The organism is Micrococcus lylae NBRC 15355, assembly GCF_001570885.1.
GTDB lineage: Bacteria > Actinomycetota > Actinomycetes > Actinomycetales > Micrococcaceae > Micrococcus > Micrococcus lylae.
The window spans coordinates 1-16,391 of record NZ_BCSN01000027.1; the positions used below are offsets into that span (position 1 = coordinate 1).

Annotated in this window: 14 protein-coding genes and 1 pseudogene; 2 read left to right on the forward strand and 13 right to left on the reverse strand. The window is 71.6% G+C overall.

Annotation, left to right across the window (positions count from 1 at the left end; genetic code table 11):
* The 12 genes and pseudogenes from MLY01S_RS06965 to MLY01S_RS12420 all read right to left on the reverse strand — a co-directional run.
* On the reverse strand, positions 1-663 hold a 663-nt coding region (locus tag MLY01S_RS06965; RefSeq protein ID WP_157531275.1), incomplete at its 3' end, for an NAD(P)-binding domain-containing protein.
* 390 nt (positions 664-1,053) lie between these two features.
* Positions 1,054-2,394 carry an NAD(P)-binding domain-containing protein gene (locus MLY01S_RS06970; protein WP_067190631.1) on the reverse strand — a complete coding sequence of 447 codons (1,341 nt, stop codon included), beginning with the start codon at positions 2,392-2,394 and terminating at the stop codon, positions 1,054-1,056.
* Positions 2,395-2,608: 214 nt separating this feature from the next.
* Positions 2,609-3,046, reverse strand: coding sequence for a 4-carboxymuconolactone decarboxylase (gene pcaC / locus MLY01S_RS06975; protein ID WP_067190633.1), 438 nt, complete (start codon positions 3,044-3,046; stop codon positions 2,609-2,611).
* Positions 3,046-3,894, reverse strand: a complete 849-nt coding sequence (locus MLY01S_RS06980) for an alpha/beta fold hydrolase (protein ID WP_067190635.1) — start codon at positions 3,892-3,894, stop codon at positions 3,046-3,048. The genes pcaC and MLY01S_RS06980 overlap by 1 nt, the downstream gene beginning before the upstream one ends.
* A 28-nt stretch (positions 3,895-3,922) precedes the next feature.
* A complete protein-coding gene (locus MLY01S_RS06985; protein WP_067190636.1) occupies positions 3,923-5,395 on the reverse strand; it encodes a lyase family protein in 1,473 nt (490 codons plus the stop codon).
* 23 nt (positions 5,396-5,418) lie between these two features.
* Positions 5,419-6,066, reverse strand: coding sequence for a protocatechuate 3,4-dioxygenase subunit alpha (gene pcaG, locus MLY01S_RS06990; protein ID WP_067190638.1), 648 nt, complete (start codon positions 6,064-6,066; stop codon positions 5,419-5,421).
* Positions 6,066-6,881, reverse strand: a complete 816-nt coding sequence (gene pcaH, locus MLY01S_RS06995) for a protocatechuate 3,4-dioxygenase subunit beta (RefSeq protein ID WP_067190640.1) — start codon at positions 6,879-6,881, stop codon at positions 6,066-6,068. Before pcaH ends, pcaG begins: the two co-directional genes overlap by 1 nt.
* A 130-nt stretch (positions 6,882-7,011) precedes the next feature.
* Positions 7,012-8,223: a 4-hydroxybenzoate 3-monooxygenase gene (locus MLY01S_RS07000; protein WP_067190642.1), complete on the reverse strand. Its 1,212-nt coding sequence runs from the start codon at positions 8,221-8,223 to the stop codon at positions 7,012-7,014.
* A 285-nt stretch (positions 8,224-8,508) separates the two neighbouring features.
* On the reverse strand, positions 8,509-9,327 hold the full coding sequence (locus MLY01S_RS12635) for an IclR family transcriptional regulator (protein ID WP_255218014.1): 819 nt from the start codon (positions 9,325-9,327) through the stop codon (positions 8,509-8,511).
* Positions 9,319-10,575, reverse strand: a pseudogene (locus MLY01S_RS12640) (pyridoxal phosphate-dependent aminotransferase); the annotation flags it as partial. The gene MLY01S_RS12635 and the pseudogene MLY01S_RS12640, both read right to left, overlap by 9 nt.
* Before the next feature lie 211 nt (positions 10,576-10,786).
* Complete coding sequence (locus MLY01S_RS07010) at positions 10,787-10,933, reverse strand: hypothetical protein (protein WP_157531276.1); 147 nt, start codon at positions 10,931-10,933, stop codon at positions 10,787-10,789.
* Between the two features lie 91 nt (positions 10,934-11,024).
* Positions 11,025-11,597, reverse strand: coding sequence for a hypothetical protein (locus MLY01S_RS12420; protein WP_135103333.1), 573 nt, complete (start codon positions 11,595-11,597; stop codon positions 11,025-11,027).
* 520 nt (positions 11,598-12,117) lie between these two features.
* On the opposite strand from MLY01S_RS12420, the gene MLY01S_RS07015 reads away from it, so the two are divergent.
* Complete coding sequence (locus MLY01S_RS07015) at positions 12,118-12,438, forward strand: hypothetical protein (RefSeq protein WP_067190647.1); 321 nt, start codon at positions 12,118-12,120, stop codon at positions 12,436-12,438.
* A 33-nt stretch (positions 12,439-12,471) separates the two neighbouring features.
* Positions 12,472-12,702: a hypothetical protein gene (locus MLY01S_RS07020; RefSeq protein WP_067190649.1), complete on the forward strand. Its 231-nt coding sequence runs from the start codon at positions 12,472-12,474 to the stop codon at positions 12,700-12,702.
* 91 nt (positions 12,703-12,793) lie between these two features.
* Here MLY01S_RS07020 and MLY01S_RS07025 read toward each other — a convergent pair whose 3' ends face one another.
* Complete coding sequence (locus MLY01S_RS07025; protein WP_067190651.1) at positions 12,794-16,339, reverse strand: DEAD/DEAH box helicase; 3,546 nt, start codon at positions 16,337-16,339, stop codon at positions 12,794-12,796.
* Between the last annotated feature and the right edge of the window lie 52 nt (positions 16,340-16,391).

Below are 16,391 nucleotides of genomic sequence, written 5' to 3' on the forward strand. Positions count from 1 at the left end.
CATCTTGTAGATCTGCGAACCGATGTCCTCGGCGGAGTAGGAGGACCCGACGAGCAGCACACGCTTGCCGGCGAGCGCCTCCGCACCCCGGAAGTCGTGGGCGTGCATGACCTGGCCGGGGAAGGTCTCGATGCCCTCGAAGGCGGGCACGTTGGGGAAGGAGAAGTGGCCGGTGGCCACCACCACGTGGGAGAACCGCTCGGAACGGGTCTGACCCGTCAGCAGGTCCTCCGACGAGACCACGAAGTCGTCGGTCTCCGGGCGGTGCTGGACCCAGCGGACCACCGTGTTGAAGCGCACCTTGGACTTGGCCTCGGACCCGCGCATGCGCCCGTCGATGTAGTCCCACAGGACCTCCCGGGGAGGGTAGGAGGAGATCGGACGGCCGAAGTGCTCGTCGAAGGTGTACTCGGCGAACTCGAGGACCTCCTTGGGCCCGTTGGACCACAGGTTGCGGTACATGGAGGAGTGCACCGGCTCCCCGGTCGTGTCCATGCCCGTACGCCAGGTGAAGTTCCACTGGCCGCCCCAGTCCGACTGCTTCTCGAAGGCGACGATGTCCGGGACCTCCGCACCGGCCTGCTCCGCCGATTCGAAGGCACGGAGGGCGGCGATCCCGGACGGGCCCGCGCCGATGACTGCGATCCGCTGCGTGTTGTTCATGCACACCTCTCTGCACGGCCGGGGCCGCGCGGTTCCATCGGACCCCGATGCGGAGCGGAGTCCCCCATGAAGACTCAGAGACGCTCGACGCCGCCTCCGGGCGCGCCAGAAAAGGGCCGAGAGGTGGGGTCCCCAAGACCATAGCAAAATCATCCGCAGAGGCAGATTCAATGTCCACGACCCTGCCCGCGGGCCAGGCTCAGACTCTGGGAATGCGCCCGTCGCACCCGGCCCGGCGGCCGCGGAATCGACGTTCTCCCGAACGACAGTGCACGCGGACGCGCCGTTTTCACGAACGAAAACGCACTGGAACGCGACGATTTTCTGAACGAAAGCGCTCTGGGACCCGACGTTTTCACGAACGAAAGTGGACGGGGTCGGAGTCCCAGGTCAGCGCTGGAAGTTCTCCGCGGAGTCGTCGAACTCCTGCATCCACGGGGTGTGGTGCGGCACGGCCATCGTGCCGGTCACCGTCGAGCGGTGCTGACGGTCGCGGAAGGTCCGCACGTCCTCGATGCGGGCATCCCGCATCTGCAGGAACGTCTCGGCCACGGCCTCCACATCCACCTCCGGGCAGTCGGTGTGGGCGGACAGGTCCTGGATGTAGGCGCCCTGGTAGGCCAGCGCGGCCGGCGGGCCGTCGATCTGCGTCATCCGCTCGAACCAGGCGTCCATGTCCGCCTTCCGCTCCTCGGCCTCGGGCACCTCCACGCGCCCCAGCAGCACGTCCCGGGCGAAGTAGGCCTGCGCCTCCAGCAGGGTCAGGGTGAACAGCTGCTGCGAGGCGCCGACGTAGAGCACGTCCGGGTCGTCATGCCAGACGACGCCCTTCCACAGCCCGATCGGGCACAGCAGGTTCGGCCCGCCCAGCGCCAGCTCCTGCGGCAGGAACGGGTAGTGGTGCAGGTAGCCCGTGCACAGCAGCACCATGTCGTACTCGGCCTGCGCGCCGCCGGCGAAGGTCACCGTGTTCCCGTCGAAGCGCTGCACCTCCGGCTGCTCGTCCATCCCCTGCGGCCAGGCGATGTCCTGCGGCTGCTTCCGGTAGGCCGTGGTCACGTGCTTCGCGCCGGCACGGTGCAGCTGCAGCGCCAGGTCCTGGCCCGAGTAGCTGGACCCGATCACGAGCACCCGCTTGCCCACATAGCCCTCGGCCGACCGGTAGTCACCGGCGTGCTGCACCTGCCCGCGGAAGGACTCGATGCCCGGCCACGACGGCACCTGCGGCGTGTGGAAGTGGCCCGAGGCCACCACGATTCGGTCGAACTCCTCGACCACGCTCTCCCCGCTGACAAGGTGCTGTGCAGTCAGACGGAAGCGGCCGTCGTCGTGCTTCTGGACCCAGCGGACGGCGGTGGAGAAACGGATCTGCCCGCGGACGTCCACGTCCTGCATCCGGGCGCGGATGTACTCGGACATGACCTCGCGCGGCAGGTAGGACGGCACAGCACGGCCGAAGTGCCGGTCGAAGGGGTAGTCCGGGTACTCCATGCACTCCTTCGGCCCGTTGATCCACAGGTCCCGGTACATGGAGGAGTGCACCGGCTCGCCGTACTTGTCCGCGCCGGTGCGCCAGTCCAGGTTCCACTGGCCGCCCCAGTCGTCCTGGCGCTCGAACGCGACCACCTCGGGGACCTGTGCGCCGGCCTTCTCAGCCAGTGAGAACGCCCGCAGCAGGGCCATGCCGGACGGGCCGGCTCCGATCAGTCCGATGCGCTCGCGCGATGCCATGGTGCTCCTTCGGGGGCGGGGCTGCAGGTGGTGCAGGCACGGGGTCGATCCCGGTGCAGCTCCATGCTCTCGCGATCACCACGCCACGCGCACCCCGCGCCCGGACGGCGAGCCGAGCCAGAAGAATCGCACGGTTCACGGCGCGTTCAAGCAGCCGAAGCCTCTGGCTCGCCGCGGGAGGCCGGCACACCCCACCCCGCGCACCCGGCCCGCCTCAGAGCGGCTTGCCGGCCTCCAGGTCCGCGTCCACCTCCGCGAAGACCTTCTGCGCCAGCGTGAACGCGATGTTCGCCGCCGGCACCGAGCAGTAGATCGAGCACTGCAGGAGGATCTCCTGGATCTCCTCGCGCGTCAGGCCGTTGCGCAGGGCGGCGCGCAGGTGCATGGCGCACTCGTCCCAGTAGCCGCCGGCCACCATCGCGGTGATCGTCACGGCCGAGCGCATCCTCCGGTCCAGCCCCGGACGGGTCCACACGGTGCCCCAGGCGTAGCGGGTGATGAGGTTCTGGAAATCCTCGGAGGTGGCGTCCTTCTTCGCCTCGGCGCGGTCCACGTGCGCGTCCCCGAGGACCTGACGGCGCACGGCCATGCCGGCGTCGTAGACCTCCTGGGAGGTCCGGTCCATGTCATGTCCGATCGGCTGCCCGTCCATCACTTCTCCTCCTTCGCCGCGGCGTCCGCCCCGGCGGCCTGCTCGGCCGCGTCCATCGTCTCGACCAGGGCGGAGGCCACCTGCTCCGGTGCCTCCAGCGGGGCCTGGTGCGCCACCTCGGCCAGCGCACGGGTGCGCACCACTCCCGCAGGGGCGCCGACGGCGATCTCCTCCCCCGCCGCCGGAGGCGTCACCGCGTCCTGCTCACCGTGGATCGTCAGCACCGGCAGCGTCAGCTCGCCCAGCCGGTCCCTGACGTCGAACGCCGCCAGCGCCTCGCACATCCGCGCATAGGAGTGCCGGTCGGCGTCCTGCAGCGTGTGCAGCAGCCCGGTGGTGCGCTCCGGATGCCGCTCGATGAACCCCTCGGCGAACCACCGCTGCGCGGAGCCGACCACCATGGTGGGCGTTCCGGCCTTCTCCACCAGCTCGGCGCGCTCGCGCCAGGCCTGGGGCTCGCCGATCTTCGCGGCCGAGCAGATCACGGCGGACGAGGCCAGCCGGTCCGCATGCTCCAGCGCCAGCTGCAGCGCCACCGCGCCGCTGAGGGACACGCCGGCACAGTGGACGGGGATGTCGGACGGGATCTGGCCGGCGTCGGCCAGCTGGTCCAGACCCTTCACGACGGCGTCCGCCAGGTCCGCCACGGTCGTCGCCTCGTCGTGGGGCCGGGAGGCGCCGTGGCCGGGCAGGTCCCAGCCGATCACGAGGGTGTCCGCCGGCATCAGGGCGGCGCATTCGGCCCAGAGGGCCTGGACGCCGGTGCCGAGTCCGGCGCCGACGCACAGCACCCGGGCGGGGGCGTCGGATCCCTTCAGCAGCGTGGTGGTCACGGTCGGCAGGCTCATGGGTGTGTGGTCTCTTTCCTGTCGTGTCTCAGTCGTCGGTCTTCTCGGCGGCGCCGTCCAGGCCGTGGGCGGCGAGGATCCGGTCCACCACCTGCTCGGCCAGGCCCACGTAGCCGCCGGGGTCGCAGAGCCGGTCCAGCTCGGCATCGGACACGGCGGCGGGGGCGGCCTGTCGCAGGGCGGCGCGGAAGTCGCCCGTGCCGGCCAGATGGGCGTCCACGGCGGCCTGGATCGTCGCACGGCCCGCCCCGGGCTCACCGCGGTCCTCGTCGATCCGCGGGGCCAGCGCGGACATCAGGCGCTCGGACACCAGCACCGGACCGGTGCGGTCCAGGTTGGCGCGCATCCTCTCCGGGCGCACCCGCAGGCCCTCGGCCACCTCACGGGTCAGGGCCGCGGCGGCACCGGCGTCCCGCAGCAGGCGGCGCAGGGCCGGCCACTCGGCGTGCCAGGCGCCGTCCGGGCGGTCCTCGTTCGCGGCCCCGGCGGCGGTGTAGACCTGGGCGAGCGTCCCGGGCGCGGACAGCGCAAGGGAGTGCACCAGCACGGAGAGCACCGGGTTCTGCTTGTGCGGCATGGCGGAGGAGCCGCCACGCCCGGGGGCAGTGGGTTCGGCCAGCTCACCGATCTCCACGCGGGAGGAGAGCAGCACGTCGTTGGCGATCCGCCCGCAGGCCGCCACCGCGTCGGCCAGGGCCGCAGCCACCTGCGTGACCGGCAGGCGGGTGGTGTCCCACGGGCCGGGCGGATCCTGCAGGCCCAGCCGGGAGGCCAGGGCGGAGGTGAGGGCGAAGGCGTCGGGGCCGGAGCCGTCGTCGGGAAGCCGGCCGTCCGCACGGGCGGAGGCGAGCGCGCCGTCCAGGGCGGCCAGCGTGCCGGCGGCACCGCCCCACTGGATCGGCAGGGCGGCCGCGGCGGCGGCCAGGCGGTCCGCTGCCCGGGCGAGGCCGTCCAGCCAGTTCGCCGCGCGCAGCCCGAAGGTGATCGGCAGGGAGTGCTGGGCCAGGGAGCGGGCGACCATCGGGGTGGAGCGGTGCTCCACGGCCAGCGCCGCCAGCGCCGTGGCCGCGGCCCTCAGGTCCGCCACCACCGTCCCGGCCGCCTGGACGGCCATGCGCATGAGCATGGTGTCCACGATGTCCTGGCTGGTCGCCCCCACATGCACCGCCGTGAAGCCGGCCGGCAGCTCCGCCCGCAGCCGCTTCAGCAGCGGGATCAGGGCGTTGCCGCCGGCCGTGGCGGCGCGGGCCAGCTCGTCCAGGTCCACGGACCCAGCCAGCCGATCCGCCGCCGCCCGCACGGCCCGGGCCTCGTCCGCCGAGACCACCCCCGCCTCCGCGAGCGTCTGCGTCCAGGCCGCCTCCACCTCCAGCAGGCCGGCGACGACGGCCGCATCCGAGGTCTGTGCCGTCACCGCCGAGGCGGGCAGGGCGGGGTCGAGCAGGCCGTGGTCCGCGGCCGGGCGCGGCGGCACGGAGGAGGAGGAGGGGTGGTCGGTCATCGGCGGTCGGGGCCTTCCGGGCGTCAGTCGTGGACGGGGTACTCGATGCCGGGGAACTGCAGGAACACGGTCTCCTTGTCCGCGTTCTCCCCCGCACCCTGGATCCACACGTCGAAGCGCAGCGAGCCGTCCTCGTCCCGATGCGCGATCAGCGTGTTCCGGCGCTCCGGGTCCAGGCCGGACAGGAACGGGTCCGCGGCCAGCGCCTCCGTGTCCTCAGGAATGTACACGCGGGTGTGCAGCTTGTTCAGCAGCCCGCGGGCGAACACCACCAGGTGGATGAACCGGGCGCGTCCTGCGTCGGTGGCGCCGGGCTCCACGGTGGAGAAGGTGTAGCGGCCCACGTTGTCCGTGACGGACCGCCCCCAGCCGGTGAACGTGAAGCCATCCCGCACCAGGGAGCCGTCCTTCCGGGAGATCCTCCCCTGCGCGTCCGGCTGCCAGATCTCCAGCATCGCGTCCGGGATGGGGGTGCCCTCGCCGTCATACACGGTGCCGTAGAGGCGGACCGCGTCCGGGTGCGTCGGCGGGACCAGGTTCTGCCCGTCCCACCACGGCAGGTGCACGTTCTCATAGGGGGTGGCGTACCCGAAGAACGGGCCGATGGTCTGGCCCGGGGTGGGGACCAGGCGGCCGTCCTCGCCGCGTTCGGTGTTCTCGTCGATGCGCATCAGTGCTCGCCCTCCTCGTCTTCCATCCACGTCCGGTTGCTGCCGGACAGGACGATGTCCCAGTAGTAGCCGGTGTTCCACTCGTGGCTGGTGACCGAGTGGTCGTAGGTGGCCACCAGGCGGTCACGGGCCTTCTGGTCCGTGATGCCCTGGTAGATCGGGTCCAGGCTGAACAGCGGGTCCCCCGGGAAGTACATCTGGGTGATCATCCGCTGCGTGAAGTCCGTGCCGAACAGGGAGAAGTGGATGTGCGCCGGACGCCACGCGTTGTGGTGGTTCTTCCACGGATAGGGGGCCGGCTTGATGGTGGTGAACTCGTAGCGGCCCTGCTCGTCTGTGAGGGTGCGCCCGATGCCGGTGAAGTTCGGGTCCAACGGGGCCGGATGCTGGTCCCGCTTGTGCACGTAGCGGCCGGCCGCGTTGGCCTGCCAGATCTCCACGAGCTGTCCGCGGACCGGGCGGCCGTCCCCGTCCAGGACGCGGCCGCGGACCTTGATGCGCTCGCCGATCGGCTCACCGCCGCGCTGGATGGTCAGGTCCGACTCGAGCGGATGCACGTCACGGTCGCCGAACGCAGGGGACCACAGCTCGATGGTCTCCGGGTCCGCATGGACCATCGACTTGGTGGGGTGGCGCAGCAGCGAGGAGCGGTACGGGGGGAAGTCCAGCCGCGGCTGGGTCTCGCCGGAGGCCTCGGCGTGGATCGCGGAGATCTCGGAGCTGATCTGCTCCTGCGAGTCCTGCGTGGCCGCGGGGTCGAGGACGTGCGCGTCCTCGAACGCCTCCTCGTCCGGGGCGGGGGCGGTGCTGCTCATGGGTGGCTCCTCTCGGAGGGTCGGTGGGGTCGTCGGGTTCTGGGGCGGCCGGGCCGCGGAGGGCCAGCGGCCGGCGGGCCGGCGGGCGGGCGGGGCCGTCGTCGGACGCCGGGAAACCGGCGGACGGCGGTCAGGAGTTCGGCCAGCCGGTGTACTGCTCGGCCAGGTGCTGCATGCCGAACCGGGAGCCGGTGACGGACTCGAGCTCGCCGAGGATGCGGCGGTTCTCGAACGCGGTGGCATCCGCCCGGGTGTGGAGCATGGAGGTCATCCAGAAGGAGAAGTTCTGGGCCTTCCACACCCGGCGCAGCGCGGTGTCCTGGTAGCCGTCGAGCTTCTCGCGGGTGCCGGTGTCCGCCCAGGCGAGGATCGCGTCGGCGAGCACGCGGACGTCGGCGAAGGCGAGGTTCAGGCCCTTCGCGCCGGTCGGCGGGACGGTGTGGGCGGCGTCGCCGGCCAGGAAGACGCTGCCGCGGCTCATGGGCTGACGGACGAAGGAGCGGAACGGCAGCACGGTGCGGTCGAAGATGGGCCCGGTCTTCAGCTCGAAGCCGTCCGGGCCGGACACGCGAGCCTGCAGCTCGGACCAGATGCGGTCGTCGGACCAGTCCTCCGGCTTCTCGCCCGGATCGCACTGGAAGTACATGCGCTGCACGGTCTCCGAGCGCTGGGAGATCAGGGCGAAGCCGCGCTCGTGGCGGGCGTAGATCAGCTCCGGGGAGGACTTCGGTGCCTCCGCGAGGATGCCGAACCAGGCGAACGGGTACTCGTGGGACAGGTCCTGGGAGCCGCCGTCGGCCAGGGCACGGCGGACCACGGAGCGGGAGCCGTCCGCGCCGATCAGCAGGTCGCAGCGCAGCTCGTGGACCTCGTCCGGGTCGGCGCCGTCCGCGAGCGAGCGGAAGCGGACGCCCGGGCGGTCCGAGTCCACGTCCAGGACCTCGGTCACCTCGGTCTCGAAGCGCACGTCCCCGCCGTCCCGGGCACGGGCGGCGGCCAGGTCCACGAACACCTCGTTCTGGGCGTAGAGGGTGACGGTGGCGCCCACCAGCTCCGGGAAGTGCAGCAGGTGGGACTCGCCGCCGAAACGCAGGTCGATGCCCTCGTGCTCGTCCCCCAGCTCCCCGATGCGACCGTCCACGCCGGTCTGGGTGAGCATGTCCACGCTGGGCTGCTCCAGGATGCCGGCACGGTGGGTGTGGGAGATCTCCTCATGGGAGCGGCGGTCCAGGACGATGTTGTCCACGCCCGCACGGGCGAGCAGATGGGAGAGCATGAGGCCGGCCGGGCCGGCGCCCACGATCCCGACGCGGGTGCCGGTGGTGGTCTGCGGTGAGGTCATGGAGGCTCCTGGGGGACGGGACAGGGCGGGCCGGGTGATGCGGCCGCAGGCTGGGACCAGCGTGAACCAGAGCACAGTGCGACGGTAGGTGCATTCCCACTCAGTGAGAATGACGCGCGGTGGGAATGCTGCCCGGTGGGAACGCTGTCCGGTGGGAATGCGGGGGCGCAGGCCCCGCCACAGCACTCCCCCGGCCTTCCCCGCGGAGGCGAGGAGCCGTCGTCGGGCTCTCAGGCCCCTCCCGACGACGGACCGGGCGCCTCCGCCACGCCCCTCGCCTGCCGTTCAGCCCAGGGAGCGGCCGATGCCGCGTGCCGCCGTCATCAGCAGAGGTGCGATGGCCGCATCCGCGGCCATCTGCCTGGGCACCACGACGCCGAGAGCCGCGACGGTCCGCCCGGCGCCGTCTCGCACCGGGACGGCGATGCCGCGCGCCTCCGCGTCGATGCGCCCCACCACGGCGGCATGCCCCTGACTGCGCACATGGGCCAGGATGCTCCGCAGCTCGTCCTCGGTGGGGTTCACCGCCGGAGCCGCGCTGCCCTTGGTCGGAGGCACCGGCCCACCGAGTTCCGCGGCGTGGGCACGCACGTACGCCGCCACGCGGGGCCGCGCAGAGAACGCCAGCAACACCTGGCCGAGTGAGGTGGTGAAGGTCGGCAGACGGCCCGCCACCGTCGCCTGGTTCGCCACCGCCCCCCGGGCGGACAGGCGCTCGAGCACCAGCACGCCCTCGTCGTCGAGCACCGCCAGCTGCACGTGCTGGCGCAGCACCGCGTGGACGTCGTCCAGGAACGGCATGGCCGCCTGACGCAGGGAGACGGACGGCGCGGACCGGGACGCCAGCTCCCACAGGCGCAGGCCGGGCCGGACGCGGCCGCCGTCCCGCTCCAGCAGATCGGACTCCCTCAGCCGCTCGACCCAGCGGTAGGCCGTGGCCGTCGGCAGTCCCGCCCGCTGCGCGAGCTCGGCCGTGGTGAGGCTGGGATGCTCGGCGTCGAATGCCTCGAGGATCCGGATGAGCCGGTCCAGGGTGGAGTCCGCGCCGCTCACGGCCGCCCCCCCCGGCCCGGGCCCGGGCCGCACCCGCTCCTGCCAGGCCACGATCCGCTCCAGCGCCTCGGCCACGGCCTCCTTTCCGGCCGCGAAGGACAGACGCACAGACTCCGGTCCGTGGACGGCGTCGAAGTCGTCGCCGGGGGTGATGGCCACGCCGGCCTCCTCGAGCAGAGCGGTGCAGTAGCCGAGGGCGTTCCCGTACCTCTCAAGCGCCCACTGCGGCAGGCGGGCCCAGAGGTAGAAGGCGCCGTCCGCCGGGGCCACGTCCGCCCAGCCCAGCTCCGGCACCCGCTCCAGCAGGACCTCGCGGGTGGCGGCGAACCCGCGCACCTGCTCCTCGCAGAACTCATAGGCTGCTTGTCCGAACGCGGCGACCGCCGCCTCCTGCGCCGCCGCCGGCGGGCAGAGGGCCGCCGACCCGGCCAGCCCCTCCACGGCGGCGCGCAGGTCCTCCGGAACCAGCATCCAGCCCAGCCGCCAGCCGGGCATGCCCCAGTACTTGGAGAAGGAGCTGATCACCAGGGCGGTGCGGCTGAAGGTCCAGGCGCAGGCGCCCCTGTCCGCGGGGTCGGTGGACGCGGCCACCGTCTCCGTGGTCTCGGTGGCCTCGGCCACCCCTGCCGCAGCGGCGCCCCGGTAGACGATGCCGTGGTAGATCTCATCCGAGACCAGGCGCACCTGATGCTCCTGGCACCACACGGCGAGCGCCTCGAGCTCCTCGGCGCTCACCATGGTCCCGGTCGGGTTGGCCGGAGAGGCCAGGATGAGTCCGGCCAGCGGTCCGCCCTCGGCCTCGGCGGCCTCGAGCAGCTCCACGGTCGGCTGGTGGCGCACGTCCGGGCCGGCGTCGAGCTCGACCACCTCGCAGCCCAGCGAGGTCAGGATGTTCCGGTAGGCCGGGTAGCCGGGGCGGGCCAGGGCCACCCGGTCGCCGGCCTCGAAGGCGCAGAGGAAGCCGAGCAGGAAGGCCCCGGAAGAGCCCGTGGTGACGGCGACCTGCTCGGGGGCCACGTCCAGCCCGTACCAGCGGGCGTAGTGTCCGGCGATCGCCTCGCGCAGCGGCCGGATCCCGGAGGCCGGAGTGTACGTCAGCGCTCTCCCGGAGGCATGCACGGCAGCGGCCGCCTCGTTGACGGTCGGCGGGGCGCCGGCCCCGGGCTCGCCGGCGCAAAGGGACACCACGTCGCGGCCCTCGGCGCGCAGCTCGGCCACTCTCCCGAGGATGTCCATCACCATGAACGGCGGCACCTGGGCACGCGTCGACGGGCCCAGCGGACGGCGATCGCTCTGCATCTCACGCATGGCCTCACGGTATCGGCATCTCCGTTCCGCCACGGCCCTTCTCCGCCGCCCGGCACTGGTCTACATTCAGCCCAGGCCGCCTGGGCGCGGCACCCACGAGGGGCTCCCTGCGCCGCGAGGACATTCTGCCTCCCCTGCAGCGCCGGAGGCACTGACAGGATGCCCCGGGGGCGCCGTCTGGGCGTCCCCGGGGGCGTCGCCGCTACGAACGCTCCCGACCCCTGGAGGCGAGGAGCAGCCAGGTGCCCCACAACAGGCCTAGAATCGCCGCGACGATCAGCACCACATCTACGGTTCCACTCAGACCATCCACCAGCGTAGCGGCCGCGACCAGGACGAACACGAGCATCACAGTCACGATGAGCGCAGCGGAGCCTCGTCGACCGTCGCGCGCCGCTCCCACACCGCCGCGCCCCTGGTCGGATCCATGCTTCCTGGTATCAGGCATAGTCATAACAGTCACGGAATGTGGCAATGAAGCTGACAGAGTATCCGGCCAGCGCAAGGGCGAAGAGGCCACCAGAAGCGACAACGGCGGCCGCAAGGGAGACAGTGGCGAGAGAGAAGCCGGTCGCTGACACTACACATGAGAGCGCATCCGTAGTCCTAGCACCGCCACTTTTTGACGCACTTGAGTCTTGATGCGTCACGATCCGCGCCGCACCTCCGCTATATACCAGATTATAAGTGCGAGATTCCGCGTCAGCGTATGTGTTCTGGATATCCGCAATGAAAGAGTGGTAGTCCTGAGCAAACTTCACATTCACTCCCTCGTCCACAGCGCCCTCGAAGTCGAATACCGTCTCACCATCAACGACAGAGGTGTACTGCTGGGCCAGGCGAACATCCTCTGAGGTGACTGCAGGGCTTTTCCCGTGAGCCCGATGAGGCTCTGTCACCACGACACTGGACGCAGGAATACCGTTAGCCTCGAGGGCACCTGCGGGTGCGCCGCCGAAAACGAGGCCTGCACAGACCAAGCCAGCTAATGTCACTCTTTTGAACGTCTTCATACTCTCAACCAAATCCAATCTTCGGTGAATGAATGGGCTTGGGGGATGCGAGCTGTGAATCACAATACACCTGTCCGGATGCACATGCAATCTCAGACACAGAACCGTCCTAGCTTGACCGGCTGAACCACGCGTGATCGGGCGAGCACGTAGAAGACAGTCGTCCCGAGTGGCCGCAAAGGGCATCTCGGCTCTGACCAGCGCGAAATCCGCGTTCACTGACGGGCCCCTCCTTCTGGACAGGCTAGCGAGAACCACCCCGTTGCCTCCGGTTCGAGGCCTCCACGCCGATGTCGCTGCGCGAGAGCTGGGACGGGACCGAGCATCCCCTGGGCGTGTTCGTCGGAGAGTCCTGGGGCAGGACGCCCGCCGAGGGTCCCCGCCGACGGCGCTCGCTCTACCTCTCACGCATGCACCCACGCTAGCCGCATCTCGATTCGGGCACGGCTCTTCTCCACCGCCCGGCACTGGTTTACATTCAGCCCAGGCCACCTGGGCGCGGCACCCACGAGGAGGCCCCATGTCCCGCACCCGCCTGGCCGGCATCGCACTCCCCCTGCTGCTCACGGCCGCCCTCACCGGGTGCACCGAGACCGGGGGCTCCACCACCTCCACCCCGACGACGGCCTCCCCCTCCGCCCTGGTCGGCACCTCCCCGACGGGGTCGGGTGAGAGCGCCGCAGAGGCGACGATCTCGGCGAAGGCGACGGCGCCGTCGTCGCCGTCCGAGGAGGAGTGGCCCGCCGAGCTCTACCAGGCGGGCGGGACCGCCTACGAGGACTACCTGCGCGAGCAGCAGGGGCCGGATGGGTTCGGGCACCTCCTGGGCGAGGTCGCTTGAGAGGCCTGGGGCAAGGGGGTCGCACAGGTCGACGTGGCGACGCGGGAGGGCTACACCTACTCCACGCTGGTGATCTGCGCCCTGAACACCCCGGTCACCCTCACGGACAGTCAGCACACCGAGCTCGAGTCCCCGACCTGCGAGGGCGGCTTCGCCAGCCCCGGTGACGGCTCGAGGGTCACCTACCGAGCGACCACGCCGAACGGCGCCCCCGTGTGCCTGGTGGTGTTCGAGACGCCGGCCGAGGGGGCCCCGGAGGCCTGACTCGGCGGCCGGCGGCACCCAGCGCCCAGGCCGTCCTCCGGGGCAGCCGCCCGGCACCGGAGTGAGCCCGGCAGCACCGGGTACCCGTCACTCAGTCGTCGGCACCGAGGAGCTCGCGGATGTCGTCGGCGGTCAGGGAGTCGGTGAAGGCGCCGGCGCCGGAGTCGTCGGCCTCGTCCATGAGCGCCCCGAACAGCTCGGCCTTGCGGCGCTGCATGTCCAGGACCTTCTCCTCGATCGTCCCCTGGGACACCATCCGGTAGACCATGACGGTCCGGTCCTGCCCGATGCGGTGCGCGCGGTCCACGGCCTGCGCCTCGGCCGCCGGGTTCCACCACGGGTCCATGAGGAACACGTAGTCCGCCTCGGTCAGCGTCAGGCCGAAGCCGCCGGCCTTCAGGGAGATCAGGAACACGGGGGCGTCGCCCTCGCGGAAGCCCTGGATCACCTCGGCGCGGCGGCGGGTGGAGCCGTCCAGGTAGGCGTAGTCCACGCCCAGGTGGTCCAGCTCCTCGCCCACGGTCCTCAGGAACGTCGTGAACTGACTGAACACGATCACCCGGTGCCCCTCGCTCAGCACCTCCGTCAGGTCGTCCAGGAACCGCTCCATCTTGGAGCTGGGCACGGAGGCGTACTGGTCGTCCACGATCGACGGCGCCAGCGCCAGCATGCGCAGCAGCGTCAGGGACTTGAAGATGGTGAAGCGGTTGCCGTCCACGTCGTCCAGCAGGCCCAGGACCTTGCGGCGCTCGCGCTGCAGCACGCGGTCGTAGAGCTTGCGGTGCGCCGCCTCGAGCTCCACGGAGAGCACCTGCTCCTGCTTCGGCGGCAGGTCCTTGGCCACCAGCTCCTTGGAGCGGCGCAGCATGAACGGACGCAGGCGGCGGCGCAGCCGGTCCATCCGCTCCGGGTTCTCACCGGTCTCGATGGGGTTGATGTACTCCTCGCGGAACAGCCGGTGGCTGGGGAACAGCCCGGGCACGGCCACCTCCAGCAGCGCCCAGAGGTCGGCCAGGGAGTTCTCCATGGGCGTGCCGGTGATGGCCAGGCGGAACGGGGCCTGCACGTCTCGGGCCACCTGGTGCACCTTGGCGGTGCGGTTCTTGATGAACTGGGCCTCGTCCAGCACCAGACCGGCCCACGTCCGGGCGTGGTACTCCTTCGCGTCGATGCGCAGCAGCGTGTAGCTGGTGACCACCACGTCCGCGCCGGCCACCTCGTCCACCAGCGGGGTGCGGCGCTTGCGGGTGGTCTGGTCCACCACGCGCACGTCCAGGCCGGGGGCGAACTTGGCCGCCTCCGCGGCCCACACCGAGACCACCGACGACGGCGCCACCACCAGGAACGGCTCCTCACCGGCCGCTCGGGCCGGGTCGGCCACCGCGTCGGCCGCCTCCACCACGGCATCCGCAGCGCCCGCCTCCGCCTGGGCCGGCGCCTCCTGCGCCGCCTCACCGGCGACGATCCGCCGCTCCTTGGCGTGGCAGAGCAGGGCGAGGGTCTGGACGGTCTTGCCCAGGCCCATGTCGTCCGCCAGGATGCCGCCGAGCCCGAGCTCGTGCAGGAACGCCAGCCAGCGGAAGCCCTCGCGCTGGTAGGGGCGCAGCTCGGCCCGGAGCCCGGCCGGGACCTCGGGGTCCGGGAGCCGCTCGGTGGCGGCGAGCCGGCCCATGGCCGCGGTCCAGGCCGGGTCCTCCTGCACCTCGTCCGCCAGGTCCTTGAGGTCCTCCCAGAAGGCGGCCTGGTGCTTGGAGACCTGCTGGTTCTCCGGGGTCCACTCCTGCAGCGTGGCGGCCTCGGACAGCAGCGCCCTGAGCTTCTCGAACGCCGGATGGTCCAGGGACAGGTAGGAGCCGTCCATGAGGATCAGGGCGGTCTTGCCGTGCACGAGCGCGGTGAACAGCTCGGCGAAGGGCAGCACGTGGCCGTCCACGGAGACCTGCACCCCCAGGTCGAACCAGTCGTTCTGCGTCGCCTTCGTGCCGACCTCGATCCGCGGCACGGCCGTGAGCTCGCGGTAGTCCGGGCGCTCGCCGGTGACGTCCACGCGGACGTGCTCCACCTTCGCCAGCTGCGGCAGGACGGTCTCGGAGAAGCGGGCCGCGGCCACGCCCTCCAGGGCCTGGCGTCCGGTGCTGCCGGCGTGCGGCCACACCTCGGCGGCCCGGGCGAGCACCTGCCGCTCGTGGGCGGTGTCCCGCAAGGCGTCCCTGGCGTCCACCTCCACCTGGCGCGGCGGGTCGAAGTAGAGCCAGGACCAGTACAGGTCCAGCTGGTGGTCCGGCTGGAAGTCGGCCTGCAGGCGCAGCGTGGGCGGCTCGAACTCGGGCAGGTCCACGGAGCCGTCCGTGGAGGCCACCTCGATCTGGTTCTTCAGTCGCGGGTAGACGCGTTCGAGGAAGTCCGCGCGGTCCGACTGCGGGACGGTGAGCGCCTTCTCGGACTCGAGCAGGTGCTGCACGGGCTCGGCCAGAGACTGTGCGGCGGGCACCAGGTGCGCCACGAAGCCCTCCTCGGCCTCGCGGACCCGGTAGAACCCGATGCCGCCCACCGGGTAGACGTCGGAGGCCTCGACCTGGTGGTCCGCGGCGGTGAGCAGCCGCGGGGACACCGCCAGCTCCCCGCCGTCGGCCTCACGGACGTCCAGGCCCACATGGACCGGATCCTCCAGCACCACATCGGACAGCGAACCCTGCGCCACGAGCTCCACACCGGCCTTCTCGGCGCCCTCGAGGAGCTGCCAGATCCGGGTGGAGTCGAACTGGTGGAGCATGATCCACGCGTCCGTGGGATACGTCTCCTCGGCCATCAGCTGCCGGTAGATCAGCCGCAGCGCCCGCTCGTGGGCGGGGTCGAACTCGGCCCGCGGGTACTGGAACCGCTTCCAGGTCAGCCCTCCCTTGATCCAGGTGCCCTTCGCGCCCCGCCTCAGGGGGCGCAGCAGCACGAACAGCCCGCGCCCGGCACGCAGCCGATCCTCGCCGGCGCCGGCCGGACCCCACTGCTGGTACATGGAGTGGGAGGACTCGGCCACCAGCTCCACGCCGATCGCCAGCGGCGCCTGCGGGGCGCGCACCGAGGAGGTCTGCAGTCCGGCCAGCGGCTCCATGATCCGACGCCAGTCCGCGGCGGCGGTGCGGGAGGCACCCGAGCCGGCCGGGCCGTCGTCGCCCAGGGAGGGCCGGGCGGCTGCCGCCGAGCCGGCCGAGCGGGCGGCGAGCTCGTCCGCGGTGGTGATCATGGAGGCCAGATCCGTCTTCGCCCGGTCCAGCGCGTCGTCCGAGCGCAGCCGGACGGCGCGGTAGCAGACCGCCGCCACATGCTTGCAGTCCGCGCCCACGGGACAGGTGCATTCGCCGGAGACCGGCTCCCACTCCATGTCCAGCGGGTCGGTGCCCTCAGGCTGGAGGTCCGCGGCCACGGACGGCTGCAGCCACACGCGCACCCGGTAGGGCCGCGGGACCGAGCCGGCCACCTGGGCGGTGAGCAGGCCCTCCTCGGGGTCGAACGTCACCCGTCCCACCCGACTGGTGCTCGCGTACTGGAGCCCGCGGGAGGCGAAGGTGGCACCCACCACGGCGCGGATCGCGTCCGTGTCGATGCGAGGCGTGCTGGTGCGCGACGGGTCGGAGACCATTCGTCCATCCTAGAACTCCCCCGCCTGCGTGGTCACAGCGGTGTGGACGCAC

Coding starts and splice junctions, on each gene's coding strand:
- pcaG (WP_067190638.1), bottom strand. CDS start 6,066: ATGCGCATCGACGAGAACACCGAACGCGGCGAGGACGGCCGCCTGGTC.
- MLY01S_RS07010 (WP_157531276.1), bottom strand. CDS start 10,933: ATGCTCGTGTTCGTCCTGGTCGCGGCCGCTACGCTGGTGGATGGTCTG.
- MLY01S_RS06980 (WP_067190635.1), bottom strand. CDS start 3,894: ATGAGCCTGCCGACCGTGACCACCACGCTGCTGAAGGGATCCGACGCC.
- pcaH (WP_067190640.1), bottom strand. CDS start 6,881: ATGAGCAGCACCGCCCCCGCCCCGGACGAGGAGGCGTTCGAGGACGCG.
- MLY01S_RS12420 (WP_135103333.1), bottom strand. CDS start 11,597: ATGAAGACGTTCAAAAGAGTGACATTAGCTGGCTTGGTCTGTGCAGGC.
- MLY01S_RS06970 (WP_067190631.1), bottom strand. CDS start 2,394: ATGGCATCGCGCGAGCGCATCGGACTGATCGGAGCCGGCCCGTCCGGC.
- MLY01S_RS07015 (WP_067190647.1), top strand. CDS start 12,118: ATGTCCCGCACCCGCCTGGCCGGCATCGCACTCCCCCTGCTGCTCACG.
- pcaC (WP_067190633.1), bottom strand. CDS start 3,046: ATGGACGGGCAGCCGATCGGACATGACATGGACCGGACCTCCCAGGAG.
- MLY01S_RS07025 (WP_067190651.1), bottom strand. CDS start 16,339: ATGGTCTCCGACCCGTCGCGCACCAGCACGCCTCGCATCGACACGGAC.
- MLY01S_RS07000 (WP_067190642.1), bottom strand. CDS start 8,223: ATGACCTCACCGCAGACCACCACCGGCACCCGCGTCGGGATCGTGGGC.
- MLY01S_RS06985 (WP_067190636.1), bottom strand. CDS start 5,395: ATGACCGACCACCCCTCCTCCTCCTCCGTGCCGCCGCGCCCGGCCGCG.